Below are 14,507 nucleotides of genomic sequence, written 5' to 3'. Positions count from 1 at the left end.
TCATGGTGACCGAACCGTCCAACCCCGATATTGCAGTGATGAGCTTCGAGGATGCGTTGAAGCAGCTCGAGAAGATCGTCGACGATCTGGAGCGGGGCGATGTGCCGCTGGAAGAATCCATCCGCATCTATGAACGCGGCGAAGCCCTGAAGAAGCATTGCGATACGCTTTTGAAATCGGCCGAGGACAAGGTGGAGAAGATTCGCATTGGCCGCGACGGCCAGCCGGTCGGAACCGAACCGCTTGATCCCGAATAAAATCAATTAAATTAATGATTTGAGCTGCGTGACATAAGGCGCCAGAACGCCGCTCAGCATGTAGGGGCCAAGGCCCCAGACCAGCGTCCACCCTGCGGCGCCGATCATATTGGCTGCCAGAAAATGCAGCGGGTTCATTTTCATTGAACCCGCGACGATGCCATTGAGCTGCCGCAAAAGCACGACGAAACGCGCAGTCGCCACGACGTAAATTCCCTTGCTGTCGAAGAGATTCTCGAACTGCTCCAGCCGTTCCGGCGTGAGCTTCACGAGATGCCCATATCTGAGAATCAGGCGACGCCCGCCAAAACGGCCGATCAGATATCCCGTACAATCGCCAAGCACCGCGCCAACAAAGACCGCCAGAAGCACGGCTTCGATGTTCAGTGTTCCATGCAGGGCAAGCAACGAGCTTGCTATCAGGGCGCTTTCACCCGGTAGCGGTGCGCCGAAAGACTCAAAATACACGATGAAGAAAAGCGCCAGCGCGCCATAGGCGGCGATATAGGGTTCCAGAAAACTCATTAGAGCATTTCCTGTTTTTCATGAATCATTGGAAATACTCTATCTATTTGTTTTCACGCGCATCTTATCCGAAAACCGTTCACACTTTTCAGGATGCGCTCTCATTAGCGGTCTTTCGACAACAGAATTAAAAAGGCTCCGGACCAGCCGGAGCCTGAATTTCATGATATGATATCAGCCGATGGAACGTTTGCCTGAGATGGCATGGTAGATCCACAATACGACGACAGCGCCGATGACGGAAACGATCAGGCTGTATATGTTGAGGCCGGTGACGCCCTGTGCGCCGAAGAAAGTAAAAATGACGCCGCCGATGATGGCGCCGACAATGCCGAGAGCAATATCCAGAAACATGCCCTGGCCACTTTTATTGACAATCTTGCTGCCGATGAAGCCGGCAATCAAGCCTAGTATTATCCAGCTTATAACAGACATCTAATATCTCCCGATGCGTAAATACACTTTTGCATCACGCACTTAGGAAATTTTCACACTGCTACAAAATTTGCAAGGTATAATGCTTGTCAAATTGGGAAACCCATTTAACTTTAACTTACCGAATGCACAGTTGGCATCGGGTAACAGGGAGTATCGTGTGATGGGAAGCTATGACGACAACTCGGGCAATTCGCCGATTCCCGGCGGAAGCCTCGCGAAACCGGTTCTGATTGCGCTCGGCGCCCTGCTGATCGGCAAGATGCTGAAGGGTGGCAGTGATGATACGGCGGCCACACAGGCACAGCCCGTGCCAGTGCCGGATCAGTCACAGGCAGGCGGTGGCCTGCTCGGCGGTATCCTTGGCGGGCTCGGTGGTCTGCTTGGCGGCGCGGCTGCTGGCAATGCCTCTGCGGCTCCCTCCGCTCCGGGCTCTCTTGGCGGAGGACTTGGTGGTCTCCTTGATCAACTGAAACAGGCTGGCCTTGGCGACAAGGTGGATTCCTGGGTCGGTCAGGGCGATAATCACCAGATCGAGCCGGGTCAGCTCGGCGATGCGCTTGGCCAGAAAACGCTGAGCGAAATCGCCCAGCATGCCGGTATCGACCAGCAGGAACTTCTCAACCAGCTTTCGCAGGTTCTGCCGGGACTGGTAGACAAGCTGACCGCAAACGGGCAAGTTCCCGATGCCAGCACGCTTTCGAAGCTGTTGCAGGGACGCTGACGAGATTTACATCATGATTGAACCGCACCGCTCGTCGGTGCGGTTTTGTTTTGGGGATAATTTCGATAAAGTGAAACCACCGCTTATATAAGCACCGTAGATCAACGGCTGGAGTTGCGTTTCATGAGTTTCTTTCCGTGTCCTGATCCGGTTCTTGGCGACAAGACTTCGGTAGACAGCATTGAAACGCTGGTCATTCCGCGCACAAGCGACATTGGCGGGCTGGAAGTGCGGCGAGCCTTGCCGACCGTGCGCCGCAGACTGGTGGGGCCGTTCATCTTCTTCGATCGCATGGGGCCGGCTGTTCTGCGGGATGGTGATGCACTGGATGTGCGCCCGCATCCGCATATCGGTCTTTCGACGGTGACCTATCTGTTTGACGGGCATATTCGTCACAGAGACAGCCTTGGCACTGAAATGGTTATCCGTCCCGGTGACGTGAACCTGATGACCGCAGGCCGAGGCATTGTGCATTCCGAGCGGTCTCCGGAAGAGGAACGCAACGGACCATTATCAATTTCCGGTATCCAGACCTGGCTCGCACTCCCCGATGCGCTGGAAGAAATCAGCCCTGAGTTTTTTCACACCAATGCGCCGGATCTGCCGGTGATGGAGGACCGTGAATTCTCCGGTCGGCTGATCATGGGTTCCATGCTTGGTGTGAAGTCTCCCGTGATTCAGCACGCCGATACGCTTTATGCGGATATTCGCATAGCGCCGAACGGGCGCTTTCCGATCCCGCCCGTGGCTGAAGAACGCGCTATCTATACGCTGCAGGGAAATGTCGGCATTGGCGGCGAAGTGTTTCCACCGGATCGCTTGCTGGCGTTTCGCCCCGGTGACGATATTATCGTGCAGGCCGGGCCGGAAGGGGCACATATCATGCTTTTTGGCGGTGCGGCGCTTGGTTCGAAGCGCTATGTATGGTGGAATTTCGTATCCTCTTCGCGAGAGAGGATAGAGCAGGCCAAGGAAGAATGGCGCACCGGGCGTTTTGATATCGTGCCCGGTGACGAGAAGGATTTCATACCTTTGCCTGAATGAAGATAACAAGCTGGGCCATAGGACACGATGTCCCGCCCTGCTTGATCCCGTCGCGTTGCTGTTATACCGACAACAAAGCCTAACCAGAAACAGGTTGTTTTAATGTCCCGACCTATGACCCCATTGCTTGACAAGGCGCCGACCCCGGAAGCCCTGCGTGCATTGCCGGAATCCGACTTGCCACAACTTGCGCAGGAATTGCGTGCAGAGTTGATTGACGTGGTTTCGACCACCGGCGGGCATCTGGGCGCGGGACTGGGTGTGGTGGAACTGACAGTGGCATTGCACCACGTCTTCGACACGCCGCATGACCGCATCATCTGGGACGTTGGCCATCAGGCCTATCCGCACAAGATACTGACCGGGCGCCGCGACCGTATCCGCACATTGCGCCAGACCGGTGGCCTGTCGGGTTTCACCAAACGCAATGAAAGTGAATATGATCCTTTCGGCGCGGCGCATTCATCGACATCGATTTCCGCCGGTCTCGGCATGGCGGTCGCTTCCGATCTTTCGGGCGAAAAGCGCAATGTGATTGCCGTCATCGGCGATGGGTCGATGTCGGCAGGCATGGCCTATGAGGCGATGAACAATGCCGGTGCGCTCGACGCGCGCCTTGTCGTCATCCTGAACGATAACGACATGTCGATTGCGCCGCCGACCGGCGCTATGAGTGCCTATCTGGCGCGTCTCGTCTCCGGCAAGACCTATCGCAGCGTTCGCGAGGCCGCCAAACAGGTCGCCAAGAAACTGCCAAAGTTCCTGCAGGACAAAGCCCGCAAATCGGAAGAATATGCGCGCGCCTTCTTCACCGGTGGCACCCTGTTCGAGGAGCTGGGCTTCTATTATGTCGGTCCCATCGACGGACATAATCTGGATCATCTGCTGCCGATCCTGAAAAATGTGCGTGATACGCAGGAAGGCCCTGTGCTCATTCATGTGGTGACGCAGAAGGGCAAGGGCTATGCGCCTGCCGAAGCCGCTGCCGACAAATATCACGGCGTCAACAAATTCGACGTCATTACGGGCAAACAGTCGAAGCCGCCTGCAAATGCGCCAAGCTACACTAAGATTTTCGGCACAAGCCTGATCGAGGAAGCACGCCATGACGACAAGATCGTGGCGATCACCGCCGCCATGCCATCGGGAACGGGGCTTGATCTTTTTGGTGAAGTGTTTCCGCACCGCACATTCGATGTTGGTATTGCCGAGCAACATGCGGTAACCTTCGCCGCCGGTCTTGCCAGTGAGGGTTTCAAGCCGTTCTGCGCCATTTATTCGACCTTCCTGCAGCGTGGATACGATCAGGTCGTGCATGATGTATCGATCCAGAATCTGCCGGTGCGCTTCCCCATCGATCGCGCCGGACTGGTTGGTGCCGACGGCCCGACCCATGCAGGATCCTTCGACACGGGTTTCCTCGCAGCTCTCCCTGGTTTCGTGGTGATGGCTGCATCGGATGAAGCCGAACTGCGCCATATGGTACGCACGGCTGCTGAATATGATGACGGCCCGATCTCTTTCCGCTATCCGCGTGGCGACGGTGTGGGTGTGGACCTGCCGGAACGCGGGCAATTGCTCGAAATCGGCAAGGGCCGCATCGTGCGCGAAGGTGCGAAGGTCGCGCTGCTATCCTTCGGAACGCGTTTGCAGGAATGCCTTGCGGCAGCCGATGAGCTGGGTGCTGCCGGTCTTTCGACCACAGTTGCCGATGCGCGCTTTGCCAAGCCTTTGGATCATGACCTGATCCGCCGTCTGGCGCGCGAGCATGAAGTGCTGGTGATGGTTGAAGAGGGCGCTGTCGGCGGTTTTGCTTCCCATGTGCTGCAATTCCTCGCCACTGACGGCCTTCTTGATCGTGGGCTCAAGGTGCGGGCCTTGACCTTGCCCGATAGCTATCAGGATCACGGCAAGCCGGACGCCATGTATGCCGAGGCCGGTCTTGACCGGACAGGTATCGTGCATGCAGTATTTGCCGCTCTTGGCCGCGAGGCGGTTGCAGCGCCATTCAGCGCCTGACCGATGGGTGAGGAAACGAGCGACAAGGGCCTGCGGCTCGATCAGCTACTGGTGGAGCTTGGACTGTTTGCAACGCGCTCGCGGGCGCGCGATGCGATCCAGCGTGGTACGGTCAATGTGGATGGCAAGCCTGTCACCAAGCCCGGCCAGACGGTTCTGCGCACCGCTAAGATCGCCGTGGATGATCCGGCAAGCGCCTATGTTTCCCGTGCTGCCCTGAAGCTTATCGCGGCGCTTGACCATTTCGACCTTGATGTGAAAGGGCGTACGGCGCTCGACATTGGCGCTTCGACTGGCGGTTTTACGCAAGTTCTGCTGGAGCGTGGCGCGAACCACGTTCTTGCCATTGATGTCGGCCACGGCCAGTTGCACGAGACCCTGCGTCCTGATCCTCGCGTCACGAATAAGGAAGGGATCAACGCTCGAGCGTTGGAGCTTAACCATCTGGATGGACGCGAAATCGATTGCGTGGTTTCGGATGTGAGTTTCATTTCGCTGAAACTCGCCTTGCCGCCGGCATTGGCCTTTGCGCAAAAAGGTGCTATCTGCGCGCTTCTCGTAAAACCGCAATTTGAAGCGGGTCGCGAGGCTATCGGCAAGGGTGGCATTCTGCGCGACCCGAAAGATGGCGAACGCATAGCAGAAGAACTGAGATCATGGCTGGAGACGCAAGCTGGCTGGCGCGCGCTCGGTCTTTGCCCGTCGCCCATTGAAGGCGGCGATGGCAATCGCGAATATCTCCTGGCAGGAAAGAAAGATCGATGACGACCCAGATTACAATCCGCTCGATTGGTGCGGGCGGCGATGGCGTCGCCAACCTTCCTGATGGCCAGATTTATGTGCCTTTCACGCTGCCGGGCGAAGTGGCCAATGTTGCGCGCGACAAGAACCGCGCGACGGTCATGGCGCTCCTCGAAACATCGCCCGAGCGGCAGGCGCCTGCCTGCCAGCATTTCGAGGATTGCGGTGGCTGCGCGCTTCAGCACTGGCAGGATGAACCCTACCGTCTGTGGAAGCGCGAACTGGTTGTCTCCGCGCTCAAGGGCAGGGGGATTGAGGTGGAGGTTGCACCTCTGGTTGCTTGCCAGCCGCGCACGCGCCGCCGTGCTGTTTTTGCGGCACGCAAGACGGAGAAGGGCGTGTTGCTCGGCTTCAACCGTCACCTCAGCCATGAAATCATTGATATCGTCGAATGTGCGGTAACCGTTCCGGAGATCATTGCGCGACTTGATGATCTGCGTGAAGTCGGGGCCTTGATTGCGCCTGGTTCAAAGCCGTTCAAGCTGGCAGCAACACAAACGGAATCCGGTCTCGATCTCGCGGCAAGCGGTTGCGGCAAGCTGAGCGATGAGCAACGGCGCGCACTGACGGCGCTTGTCATGAAGAAGGGCTTTGCGCGCCTTTCACATGAAGGCGAAATCATTGTCGAGCCGAAGAAGCCGCTCATTCATTTCGGCAAGGTTCCGGTTCCGGTTCCGCCCGGTTGCTTCTTGCAGGCAACGGTTGATGCCGAGGAGGCAATGGTGCGGCTGGTGCTGGATCATGTCGGCAAGGCCAAGCGTGTCGCGGACCTGTTCTGCGGTGTCGGCACATTTGCGCTGCGTATTGCGGAAAAGAGCGCGGTCCATGCCGTTGAAAACGACGCGCTGGCCTTGGCGGCTCTCGATCGCGGCGTGCGCCATGTACAGGGCTTGAAGCCTGTCTCGGTCGAACGGCGCGATCTGTTCCGCCGTCCGCTAATGCCGAAGGAGTTGCTGCCTTATAACGCCGTTGTTTTCGATCCGCCGCGTGCGGGTGCCGAAGAACAAGCGCTTGAACTGGCAAAATCCAAGGTGGAGAAGGTTGTCGCGGTTTCGTGCAATCCGGTGACGCTCGCCCGCGACCTCGCCATTCTGGTGAAGGGTGGTTATCGCGTCACGCGCGTTACGCCCATCGACCAGTTCCTCTGGTCGCCGCATGTGGAAGCGGTGGCGATGCTTGTAAAGAGGTAAGGCAGTAGGGCAGTAAGGAAATAAGGCAGTATGTTTGGGTTGTAGATGGCCGCGACGGCTGTAACTTCCTGCTGCCCTGCTGCCCTGCTGCCCTGCTGCCCTACTGCCCTAAACTCACATCTTTTCGATGATTTTCCGGTCGCCTTCATGCGCCTTGCCGTTGGCAGCGATAATGGCGGGAACGATGTCCTCCGCCTTGTCTATGACCAGTGGCTTTACCTGATGCGCGGTGTGGATAAAACCTTCCGCCGTCATGTGCTCAAGAAGCGAGAGCATCGGCTGCCAGAAATTATTGATGTTAGCGAACACCATCGGCTTGCGATGCTTGCCGAGCTGCGCCCAGGTCATCATTTCCACGATTTCCTCAACCGTGCCAATACCGCCGGGGAGCGTGACGAACGCATCCGACTTCTGGAACATGAGATGCTTTCGCTCATGCATGTCGCCGACGACGATGAGTTCGGTTAGCTGCTCGGCTTTTTCAAGGCTTGCTTCCTTGTCGAGCAGGAAGGTCGGGATGATGCCGGTGACTTCGCCGCCAACTTCCATGACGCCTTGCGCAACCGCGCCCATGATGCCGCGCGTGCCGCCACCATAGACAAGGCGTAGGCCGTGTTCGGCAATGGACCGGCCAAGCGTAACGCCCGCTTCACGATAGATGGGATTCAGGCCCGTAGACGAGCCGCAATAAACACAGATGGATCGAATCTCAGACATGATTTCTTGTGCGCTTTTGACCTTTCAGCGTCAAGCGTCTGTGCTTTCATTTTGCGGTGAAGATCGCCGCCAGGGCGACGTGCAAGCCAGGTTCCGGGTGGACATTCGCAGCGATTGTTATATCTCAATCGATATGTACTCCAGATTGAGAAGTGGATTGGATATGAAGAATTGGGTTGTGTTTCTCGGGCTCACCTTTGCCGCATCATCCGCATCGGCTGGCGAAATAAACATCAAGCTGCCGGACGACACTGAAGTTACGACCAACGCCGTTCTGTATAAGTGCGGTGAAAAAAATGTCTCGGTAACCTACTACAATGCCGGTGATATTTCGCTTGCCGAACTGGAGCTCGAAGACGAAACTGTCGTTGCTTCCAATGTCATTTCAGGGTCTGGCGCCAAATATGCTGGCGGTGTCTATATCTGGTGGACCAAGGGCGATACGGCCGATCTTTATAACCTTATGGACGATCCGGACCAATCAAAGCCGACAAACTGTGTAGAACAGTAACCTTGCTAATAAAAAGCCTCGTACCTTTTGCTGTTTCGGTGCAGATTTCTTGTGGGGGGAAGCCAAAAGCTATAAACCCGCTATTATAGTCTCTGGCGTGGATTTCGAAACGAAATGCAAAAGAACAGTTTAGGATTGCTCGGTATCGGGCTCGTCGCAATCGTTGCCGGGCTCGGTCTTTATTGGAATGCAACACGATCCCGCGTTGAGGCACCGCAATCCGATGTCGCCGCGCCAGCGTCGAACAATGCAAAAACGCCGTCCGAGACCAAAGCGCCGGAGACGACCACGCCTGCGGACGAAACTGCTGTAAACGATGCGAAGCCACAGGGCACTCAATCCGAAGAACCGGCCAAGCAGGCTGATGCTGCGCCCGCAGAGCAGGCCAGCAAGACGCCGGTTTTCGATCTCCTTCGCGTTGAGCCTGACGGTTCGGTCGTGATCGCAGGCAAGGCGCTTCCCAATGCAGATGTCGAGGTTGTTGCAGGTGCAACGGTTGTGGGCAAGGCCAAGGCTGGAGCCAATGGCGATTTCGCCATTGTTCTGGATGAACCTTTGAAAGCCGGAGATCATCAGCTCGTCTTGCGTTCAACTGGTGCGGATAACAATGTTGCCACTTCCGCGCAGACGGCCATCGTATCGGTGCCTGAAACCAAGTCGGGACAAGTGCTGGCACTCGTTGAGGAGCCGGGACAGGCGAGCCGCCTGATCACCAAGCCGGAGACGGCTCCTGCACTGCCGGAAAGTACGGAAACTACCTCCGAAGTTGCGGCCAAGACTGACAAGCCGGAAACCAAGCCTGCTCAGGATTTGCCGATTGCAATTGAAGCGGTGGAAATTGAAGGCCAGTCAGTCTTCGTGGCGGGTAAAGCCAAGGGCGGTAATCGTGTGATCGTCCACGCCAATGATACATTGCTCGGTGCAAGTCTCATTTCGCCAGATGGCCGTTTCCTCGTGCAGAGCAAGCAGCCGCTGAGCGTCGGCGATTATATCATTCGCGCCGATTTGCTCGACAATGCCAATCAGGTCTTGGCGACAGCCCGCGTTCCGTTCCGTCGTGAAGCTGGCGAGAATCTCTCGGCTGTTGCTTCCGACACGGACGGTCAGACGACAGCTCCGTCGGAAGCCAATGGTGGTGAAGCTGCTTCGTCGGCGACCCCGCTGCAGAAAGTCGAAGGTTCCGTCATCATTCGGCGCGGGGACAATCTCTGGACGATATCCAAGCGCACCTATGGCAAAGGCACGCGATATACGACGATCTATCTCGCCAATCGCGAACAGATCCGTAATCCCGACCTGATCTGGCCGGGTCAGGTATTCAATATGCCAAAGGAACCTTTGGGTGAGGATGAGGTCAAGCGCCAGTTGGAAGATCGCAATAACTGACGGAGCGCATTTCAAAACAGAACCGCGCTTTCCGGTAATGGATGGCGTGTTTCAGTAATGAGTGTCAGTCACGATAGTGTGCTTCCGTTTTGGCGGTTATTTCTGGAATAAATGTCCCCAAATCTTGAACTTTGGAGCATAATCGTATATCGTCGATATACGATGAAAATAATTCTCGACAAAAATTCAACTGAAGCAGCCCCCGATCTGGCGCAGCTCGGCATTGACGATGAAGCGGCGGCGCGCATTTGCGCAGCGCTGGGTCATCCTGTCCGCATCAACATCATCCGTCAGTTGATGATGGAAGAAGCCTGCTGCTGCAAGGATATTGTCGGCAAGCTTGACCTCGCTCAATCGACGGTTTCCCAACACCTCAAGGTCCTCGTGCAGGCTGGCCTTATCGATTATCGGCCTGATCGCCAGTCCTCGCGTTACAGCGTCAACTGGCCACAACTCAACGCTGTCCGCACGCATTTTGCTTCCTTCAAAAGCAGATGCTGCGGCTAGAGTATGTCTCCCGAAAGTGGGAACCGGTTTTCGGATAGAGATGCGCGTAAAACAAAAGATGGCGCAGCCCGAAAAACCTGAAGTGGCTTTCGGAAACGATGCGTCAATACAAACAAATAAAGCGGTAACGGAGTTTCATCTCGTACGAAATCGCTTGAGCCCACCGACTTGAAAGAACGCACCATGAGTTCCCCCAAAACGGTTTCCGCCGACTCCGGCGAGACGTTCAAGACACTGCGAAATCTCTGGCCCTATATGTGGCCGTCTGACAGGCCTGACCTGCGTATGCGCGTGGTCTGGGCCACGTTCTATCTGGTGATTTCCAAGATCGTACTCATCCTCGTACCCTATTTCTTCAAATGGGTGACGAATGCCTTAACCGGTCAGTTGAACCCACCGGATTACATCCCGTTGTTTCTGGTCGGCGCGGTGATGCTGGTGCTCGCTTATAACGGTGCCAAGATCGTGCAGGCCGGTCTCAACCAGCTTCGCGATGCATTGTTTGCGAGCGTTGGCCAATATGCGGTGCGTCAGTTGGCCTACAGGACCTTCGTGCACATACACCAGCTTTCGCTGCGGTTCCATCTGGAACGGCGTACGGGCGGGCTTTCGCGGGTCATTGAGCGTGGCACCAAGGGCATCGAAACGATTGTCCGTTTCACGATCCTCAACACGCTGCCCACCATTCTTGAATTTGCGCTGACGGCGGTGATCTTCGCCTTCGCCTACGGCATCTCCTATCTTCTCGTCGTCGCTGCAACGGTCTGGCTCTATACCTGGTTTACGATCAAGGCGAGCGACTGGCGCATCAATATTCGCCGCGAAATGAACGACTCCGATACGGACGCCAACACCAAGGCAATCGACTCGCTGCTCAATTTTGAAACTGTCAAATATTTCGGCAACGAGAACATGGAAGCCAAGCGTTTCGATGCCTCGATGGCGCGCTATGAAAAGGCCGCAACCCAGACCTGGACGTCGCTCGGCTGGCTGAACTTCGGTCAGGCCGTCATCTTTGGCGTTGGCATGGCGGTGGTCATGGTAATGTCGGCGCTGGAAGTTCGGGCCGGGACGCAATCCATCGGCGATTTCGTTTTCATCAATGCCATGCTGATGCAGCTTTCCATTCCGCTCAATTTCATCGGTTTCATCTATCGCGAAATCCGTCAGGGTTTGACCGATATCGAGCAGATGTTCGATCTCCTCGATGTGAAGCAGGAAGTTGTCGATAAGCCCAATGCACCAGCATTGAAAATCGATCACGGTGCGATCCGTTTTGATGATGTGCATTTCGCTTATGATGCGAACCGCCCGATCCTCAAGGGCATCAGTTTTGAAGTTCCGGCAGGAAAGACAGTAGCGATTGTCGGACCTTCGGGCGCGGGTAAATCCACGATCTCGCGACTGCTGTTTCGCTTCTATGATGTGCAGTCCGGATCGGTTTCCGTCGACGGGCAGGACGTCCGCGACGTTACGCAGGAAAGCCTGCGCAAGGTCATCGGCATGGTGCCGCAGGACACTGTTCTGTTCAACGATACGATTGCTTACAACATTCGCTATGGCCGTCCTGATGCCACAGTTGAAGAGGTGGAAAAGGCGGCAGAACTCGCGCAGATTTCCGGCTTCATCAAGCACCTGCCGGAAGGCTATCAAGCCATGGTCGGCGAACGCGGCCTCAAGCTTTCGGGCGGTGAGAAGCAGCGTGTAGCCATTGCGCGTACGATCCTGAAGGCCCCCCCAATCCTGATACTCGATGAGGCGACTTCCGCGCTCGATACGGCAACGGAGCAGGAAATCCAGTCTGCGCTCGACATTGTCAGCCGAGGCCGGACCACGCTTGTCATCGCGCACCGCCTGTCGACCGTGATCGGCGCCGATGAGATCATCGTCCTGAAGGACGGTCTGATCGCCGAGCGCGGCACGCATCGCATGCTTCTCAAGCATAAGGGGCTTTATGCGTCCATGTGGGCTCGCCAGCGCGAGGCCGACGAGGCAGAAGAGCGTCTGCGCCAGGTTCGGGAAAGCGACGAGCTGGGTGTCGTCAAACGCGGCGTTCCGGCGGCGGAATAGCTCGTTTGTCGGCAGTTACTTATATTAGGGCGCGATCACGTGCCCTAACAGCCGTGAATAATTTGCGAAATGGATTTCGATTCTGAACAGGATGAGGTAAATAACGGCCAAACTCAAAGGAAGAGCGATGAGCCTTACTGACACCATCCGCAATACTTTCGTGCCGATCCATCGGGAAGGCTATCCGTTTATCGCGGGCTTTTTCGTAGTTTCGCTCATTCTGGGCTGGCTGTGGAACCCGCTGTTCTGGATCGGGATGGTGCTGACCGTCTGGTGCATCTATTTCTATCGCGATCCCGAACGCGTCACGCCAATGGACGACGATCTGGTCATCAGCCCCGCTGACGGCAAAATTTCCTTCGTCGGTCCGGCAGTGCCGCCAGCCGAGCTCGATCTCGGTGCCGAGCCACGCATGCGCGTATCAGTTTTCATGAATGTGTTCTCGGTTCACATCAACCGTTCTCCGGTGCGTGGCAAGATCGAGAAGGTCGTGCATCGCCCGGGCAAGTTCCTTAATGCAGAACTGGACAAGGCCAGCACGGAGAACGAACGCAACAGCGTCCTGATTGAAAGCCCGCACGGCAAGATCGGCGTTGTTCAGATTGCTGGTCTGGTTGCCCGTCGTATCGTCTGCTGGTCAAACGAGGATGATGATCTGTCTGTGGGCGAGCGGTTTGGCCTGATTCGCTTCGGATCGCGCGTCGATGTCTATCTTCCGGCAGATGCGACCGTTCGTGTCGCTATTGGCCAAACGGCAATCGCCGGTGAAACCGTGCTGGCCGATTATGGCAGCGTGCGCGGCGAGCCTGTGGTGCGGATCGGCTGAGCCGATGGAAACACCTTTTCCGCCTTTTGAGCCCAATGGCCGCGTGGATTCATCGCGCGGCCCGAAGCTGTCGCAGATACCTCTGCGTATTGTCGTTCCCAACGTCATAACGGTTCTTGCCATTTGTGCCGGTCTTACCGGCATTCGTCTTGCCTTCGAGAACCGCTTCGAGCTTGCCGTCGTCATGGTGCTCGTGGCTGCCTTTCTGGACGGCATTGATGGGCGCGTGGCCCGCATGATGAAGGGATCGTCGAAATTCGGCGCCCAGATGGATTCGCTTGCCGATATCGTCAATTTCGGTGTGGCGCCGGCCTTGGTGCTTTATGCCTTCATGCTCGATCAGGCGCGCTCATTCGGCTGGATCGCCGCACTCCTTTATGCCATTGCCTGCTGCCTGCGACTTGCACGTTTCAATGTCATGCTGGAAGATCCGAACCGCCCGGCATGGCAAAGCAACTACTTCATCGGCGTGCCGGCACCGGCAGGTGCCATGCTTGTCCTGCTGCCGGTCTATCTCGGTTTTCTCGGATTGACCCCAACGCGTGGGCTCGCTTTCGGCGTGGCGGTCTATACCGTAGCAATAGCATTCCTGCTCGTAAGCCGTCTGCCGGTCTATAACGGCAAATCTGCCGGAAGTCTTGTCCGGCGCGATATCGTCATGCCGCTCATCCTGTTCGTGGTCGTTTACGTCGCGTTCCTGATGAGCTTCACATGGCAAACCCTTAGCCTCACGGCGCTTGCCTATCTTGCTTTTCTTCCATTCAGCCTGGCGGCCTGGAACCGGCGTGAAGCCGCCGACCGAAAAGCAGAGAAAGATACCGGCTCCGAAGAGGATACGCCGTCAGAGGAAAACTGAAGGCAACGCCTGCTTGATGAAACTGACGCGCTCCTCGACCGATGATTTCGGCAGGAGCGCGATTTCATATCCGAACCGCCTATAGGTTTTGTCCATCGCTTCGAAGGTGCGCACAGCTTCCTCGAAGTCCTGCTTCCGCTCGGCATCCTGACCGAAGATTTCCGCCCATGGCGGCGTCAGGAAAACTGTCCGGTTATATCGGTTCTGTCGTGCGGCCTCTTCCATATGCTGTGGAATGGGCAGGTTGCACAGTGTCAGATAGCCGATCACGTCGGGAACACCGCGGTCAAAAAAGACCGTACCGCGCTGTTGTTCTGCCATTGCGTGCGAGCGCATTTCCCATGAAAGCATTAGCTCTGCAAAAAGTGCGCGATCACTCCAGGGCAGCGCTTTGCCGCCGATAGCGACCTGGTCCTGAATAATAGCGCGTCCGGCTTCCACAGTGCGGGAAAAGCCCTGCCTTTCGAGTGCATCAATCAGTGTGCTTTTGCCTGATCCAGGCCCGCCGCTGATGATGATGAAACACTGGTGATCTTTGGTCATAGGTCCTCCAATAGCAAAGGGAACGCGCGCCAAAACGGTCGGTGCACGACGAAGGGATCTGAGAGTGGGGGAAATGCCCGCTGAAAAAGGAGCCAT

16 protein-coding genes are annotated in these 14,507 nt (G+C 56.4%); 12 read left to right on the top strand and 4 right to left on the bottom strand.

Going from position 1 to position 14,507, the window contains the following annotated elements; all coding sequences use genetic code 11:
• Nucleotides 1-2: 2 nt before the first annotated feature.
• A complete protein-coding gene (locus ACYSN1_RS04550; protein WP_105541172.1) occupies nt 3-257 on the top strand; it encodes an exodeoxyribonuclease VII small subunit in 255 nt (84 codons plus the stop codon).
• Nucleotides 258-263: 6 nt separating this feature from the next.
• Here the strand turns inward: ACYSN1_RS04550 and ACYSN1_RS04545 are convergent, their stop codons facing one another.
• Together ACYSN1_RS04545 and ACYSN1_RS04540 are read right to left on the bottom strand one after the other, a co-directional pair.
• Nucleotides 264-782, bottom strand: coding sequence for a DedA family protein (locus ACYSN1_RS04545; RefSeq protein ID WP_461724584.1), 519 nt, complete (start codon nt 780-782; stop codon nt 264-266).
• A gap of 174 nt (nt 783-956) precedes the next feature.
• Nucleotides 957-1,217 (bottom strand): GlsB/YeaQ/YmgE family stress response membrane protein, encoded by a 261-nt coding sequence (locus ACYSN1_RS04540; protein WP_140020046.1) that lies wholly within the window; start codon nt 1,215-1,217, stop codon nt 957-959.
• Between the two features lie 163 nt (nt 1,218-1,380).
• Between ACYSN1_RS04540 and ACYSN1_RS04535 the strand changes: the two genes are divergently transcribed.
• The 5 genes from ACYSN1_RS04535 to ACYSN1_RS04515 all read left to right on the top strand — a co-directional run bounded on the left by ACYSN1_RS04535 (nt 1,381) and on the right by ACYSN1_RS04515 (nt 6,995).
• Entirely contained in the window at nt 1,381-1,941 is a 561-nt protein-coding gene (locus ACYSN1_RS04535; protein WP_140020045.1) for a YidB family protein, read from the top strand.
• A gap of 123 nt (nt 1,942-2,064) precedes the next feature.
• Nucleotides 2,065-2,985: a pirin family protein gene (locus ACYSN1_RS04530; protein WP_461724583.1), complete on the top strand. Its 921-nt coding sequence runs from the start codon at nt 2,065-2,067 to the stop codon at nt 2,983-2,985.
• A 102-nt stretch (nt 2,986-3,087) separates the two neighbouring features.
• Complete coding sequence (dxs, locus tag ACYSN1_RS04525) at nt 3,088-5,004, top strand: 1-deoxy-D-xylulose-5-phosphate synthase (RefSeq protein WP_461724582.1); 1,917 nt, start codon at nt 3,088-3,090, stop codon at nt 5,002-5,004.
• A 3-nt stretch (nt 5,005-5,007) separates the two neighbouring features.
• Nucleotides 5,008-5,769, top strand: coding sequence for a TlyA family RNA methyltransferase (locus ACYSN1_RS04520; protein ID WP_461724581.1), 762 nt, complete (start codon nt 5,008-5,010; stop codon nt 5,767-5,769).
• Complete coding sequence (locus tag ACYSN1_RS04515) at nt 5,766-6,995, top strand: class I SAM-dependent RNA methyltransferase (RefSeq protein ID WP_461724580.1); 1,230 nt, start codon at nt 5,766-5,768, stop codon at nt 6,993-6,995. Before ACYSN1_RS04520 ends, ACYSN1_RS04515 begins: the two co-directional genes overlap by 4 nt.
• A gap of 114 nt (nt 6,996-7,109) precedes the next feature.
• On the opposite strand, the gene ACYSN1_RS04510 is transcribed toward ACYSN1_RS04515, so the two are convergent.
• Entirely contained in the window at nt 7,110-7,712 is a 603-nt protein-coding gene (locus ACYSN1_RS04510) for an LOG family protein (RefSeq protein WP_461724579.1), read from the bottom strand.
• A gap of 163 nt (nt 7,713-7,875) precedes the next feature.
• Here ACYSN1_RS04510 and ACYSN1_RS04505 point away from each other — a divergent pair, with 163 nt between their 5' ends.
• The 6 genes from ACYSN1_RS04505 to pssA all read left to right on the top strand — a co-directional run bounded on the left by ACYSN1_RS04505 (nt 7,876) and on the right by pssA (nt 13,868).
• Nucleotides 7,876-8,223, top strand: a complete 348-nt coding sequence (locus tag ACYSN1_RS04505; protein WP_140020039.1) for an MliC family protein — start codon at nt 7,876-7,878, stop codon at nt 8,221-8,223.
• Between the two features lie 114 nt (nt 8,224-8,337).
• A complete protein-coding gene (locus tag ACYSN1_RS04500; protein WP_461724578.1) occupies nt 8,338-9,609 on the top strand; it encodes an Ig-like domain-containing protein in 1,272 nt (423 codons plus the stop codon).
• A 162-nt stretch (nt 9,610-9,771) separates the two neighbouring features.
• Nucleotides 9,772-10,116 carry an ArsR/SmtB family transcription factor gene (locus ACYSN1_RS04495; protein ID WP_461724577.1) on the top strand — a complete coding sequence of 115 codons (345 nt, stop codon included), beginning with the start codon at nt 9,772-9,774 and terminating at the stop codon, nt 10,114-10,116.
• Between the two features lie 183 nt (nt 10,117-10,299).
• Nucleotides 10,300-12,186 (top strand): ABCB family ABC transporter ATP-binding protein/permease, encoded by a 1,887-nt coding sequence (locus ACYSN1_RS04490; protein WP_461724576.1) that lies wholly within the window; start codon nt 10,300-10,302, stop codon nt 12,184-12,186.
• Nucleotides 12,187-12,313: 127 nt separating this feature from the next.
• Nucleotides 12,314-13,012: a phosphatidylserine decarboxylase gene (locus tag ACYSN1_RS04485; protein ID WP_461724575.1), complete on the top strand. Its 699-nt coding sequence runs from the start codon at nt 12,314-12,316 to the stop codon at nt 13,010-13,012.
• Nucleotides 13,013-13,016: 4 nt separating this feature from the next.
• Complete coding sequence (gene pssA, locus ACYSN1_RS04480; RefSeq protein WP_461724574.1) at nt 13,017-13,868, top strand: CDP-diacylglycerol--serine O-phosphatidyltransferase; 852 nt, start codon at nt 13,017-13,019, stop codon at nt 13,866-13,868.
• Here pssA and ACYSN1_RS04475 read toward each other — a convergent pair.
• Nucleotides 13,854-14,411 (bottom strand): AAA family ATPase, encoded by a 558-nt coding sequence (locus tag ACYSN1_RS04475; RefSeq protein ID WP_461724573.1) that lies wholly within the window; start codon nt 14,409-14,411, stop codon nt 13,854-13,856. The two genes, pssA and ACYSN1_RS04475, sit on opposite strands and share 15 nt — an antisense overlap.
• Nucleotides 14,412-14,507: the final 96 nt, after the last annotated feature.

The organism is Brucella sp. LJL56 (assembly GCF_054871705.1).
This window is presented reverse-complemented; position numbering and strand designations above follow the sequence as displayed.

Excerpts from the sequence above, each read along its gene's own strand:
- ACYSN1_RS04490 (WP_461724576.1), top strand. The coding sequence starts at position 10,300 with ATGAGTTCCCCCAAAACGGTTTCCGCCGACTCCGGCGAGACGTTCAAG.
- ACYSN1_RS04530 (WP_461724583.1), top strand. The coding sequence starts at position 2,065 with ATGAGTTTCTTTCCGTGTCCTGATCCGGTTCTTGGCGACAAGACTTCG.
- ACYSN1_RS04535 (WP_140020045.1), top strand. The coding sequence starts at position 1,381 with ATGGGAAGCTATGACGACAACTCGGGCAATTCGCCGATTCCCGGCGGA.
- ACYSN1_RS04515 (WP_461724580.1), top strand. The coding sequence starts at position 5,766 with ATGACGACCCAGATTACAATCCGCTCGATTGGTGCGGGCGGCGATGGC.
- ACYSN1_RS04475 (WP_461724573.1), bottom strand. The coding sequence starts at position 14,411 with ATGACCAAAGATCACCAGTGTTTCATCATCATCAGCGGCGGGCCTGGA.
- ACYSN1_RS04545 (WP_461724584.1), bottom strand. The coding sequence starts at position 782 with ATGAGTTTTCTGGAACCCTATATCGCCGCCTATGGCGCGCTGGCGCTT.
- ACYSN1_RS04520 (WP_461724581.1), top strand. The coding sequence starts at position 5,008 with ATGGGTGAGGAAACGAGCGACAAGGGCCTGCGGCTCGATCAGCTACTG.
- ACYSN1_RS04540 (WP_140020046.1), bottom strand. The coding sequence starts at position 1,217 with ATGTCTGTTATAAGCTGGATAATACTAGGCTTGATTGCCGGCTTCATC.
- dxs (WP_461724582.1), top strand. The coding sequence starts at position 3,088 with ATGTCCCGACCTATGACCCCATTGCTTGACAAGGCGCCGACCCCGGAA.
- ACYSN1_RS04485 (WP_461724575.1), top strand. The coding sequence starts at position 12,314 with ATGAGCCTTACTGACACCATCCGCAATACTTTCGTGCCGATCCATCGG.
- ACYSN1_RS04550 (WP_105541172.1), top strand. The coding sequence starts at position 3 with ATGGTGACCGAACCGTCCAACCCCGATATTGCAGTGATGAGCTTCGAG.
- ACYSN1_RS04505 (WP_140020039.1), top strand. The coding sequence starts at position 7,876 with ATGAAGAATTGGGTTGTGTTTCTCGGGCTCACCTTTGCCGCATCATCC.
- ACYSN1_RS04500 (WP_461724578.1), top strand. The coding sequence starts at position 8,338 with ATGCAAAAGAACAGTTTAGGATTGCTCGGTATCGGGCTCGTCGCAATC.
- ACYSN1_RS04510 (WP_461724579.1), bottom strand. The coding sequence starts at position 7,712 with ATGTCTGAGATTCGATCCATCTGTGTTTATTGCGGCTCGTCTACGGGC.
- pssA (WP_461724574.1), top strand. The coding sequence starts at position 13,017 with ATGGAAACACCTTTTCCGCCTTTTGAGCCCAATGGCCGCGTGGATTCA.
- ACYSN1_RS04495 (WP_461724577.1), top strand. The coding sequence starts at position 9,772 with ATGAAAATAATTCTCGACAAAAATTCAACTGAAGCAGCCCCCGATCTG.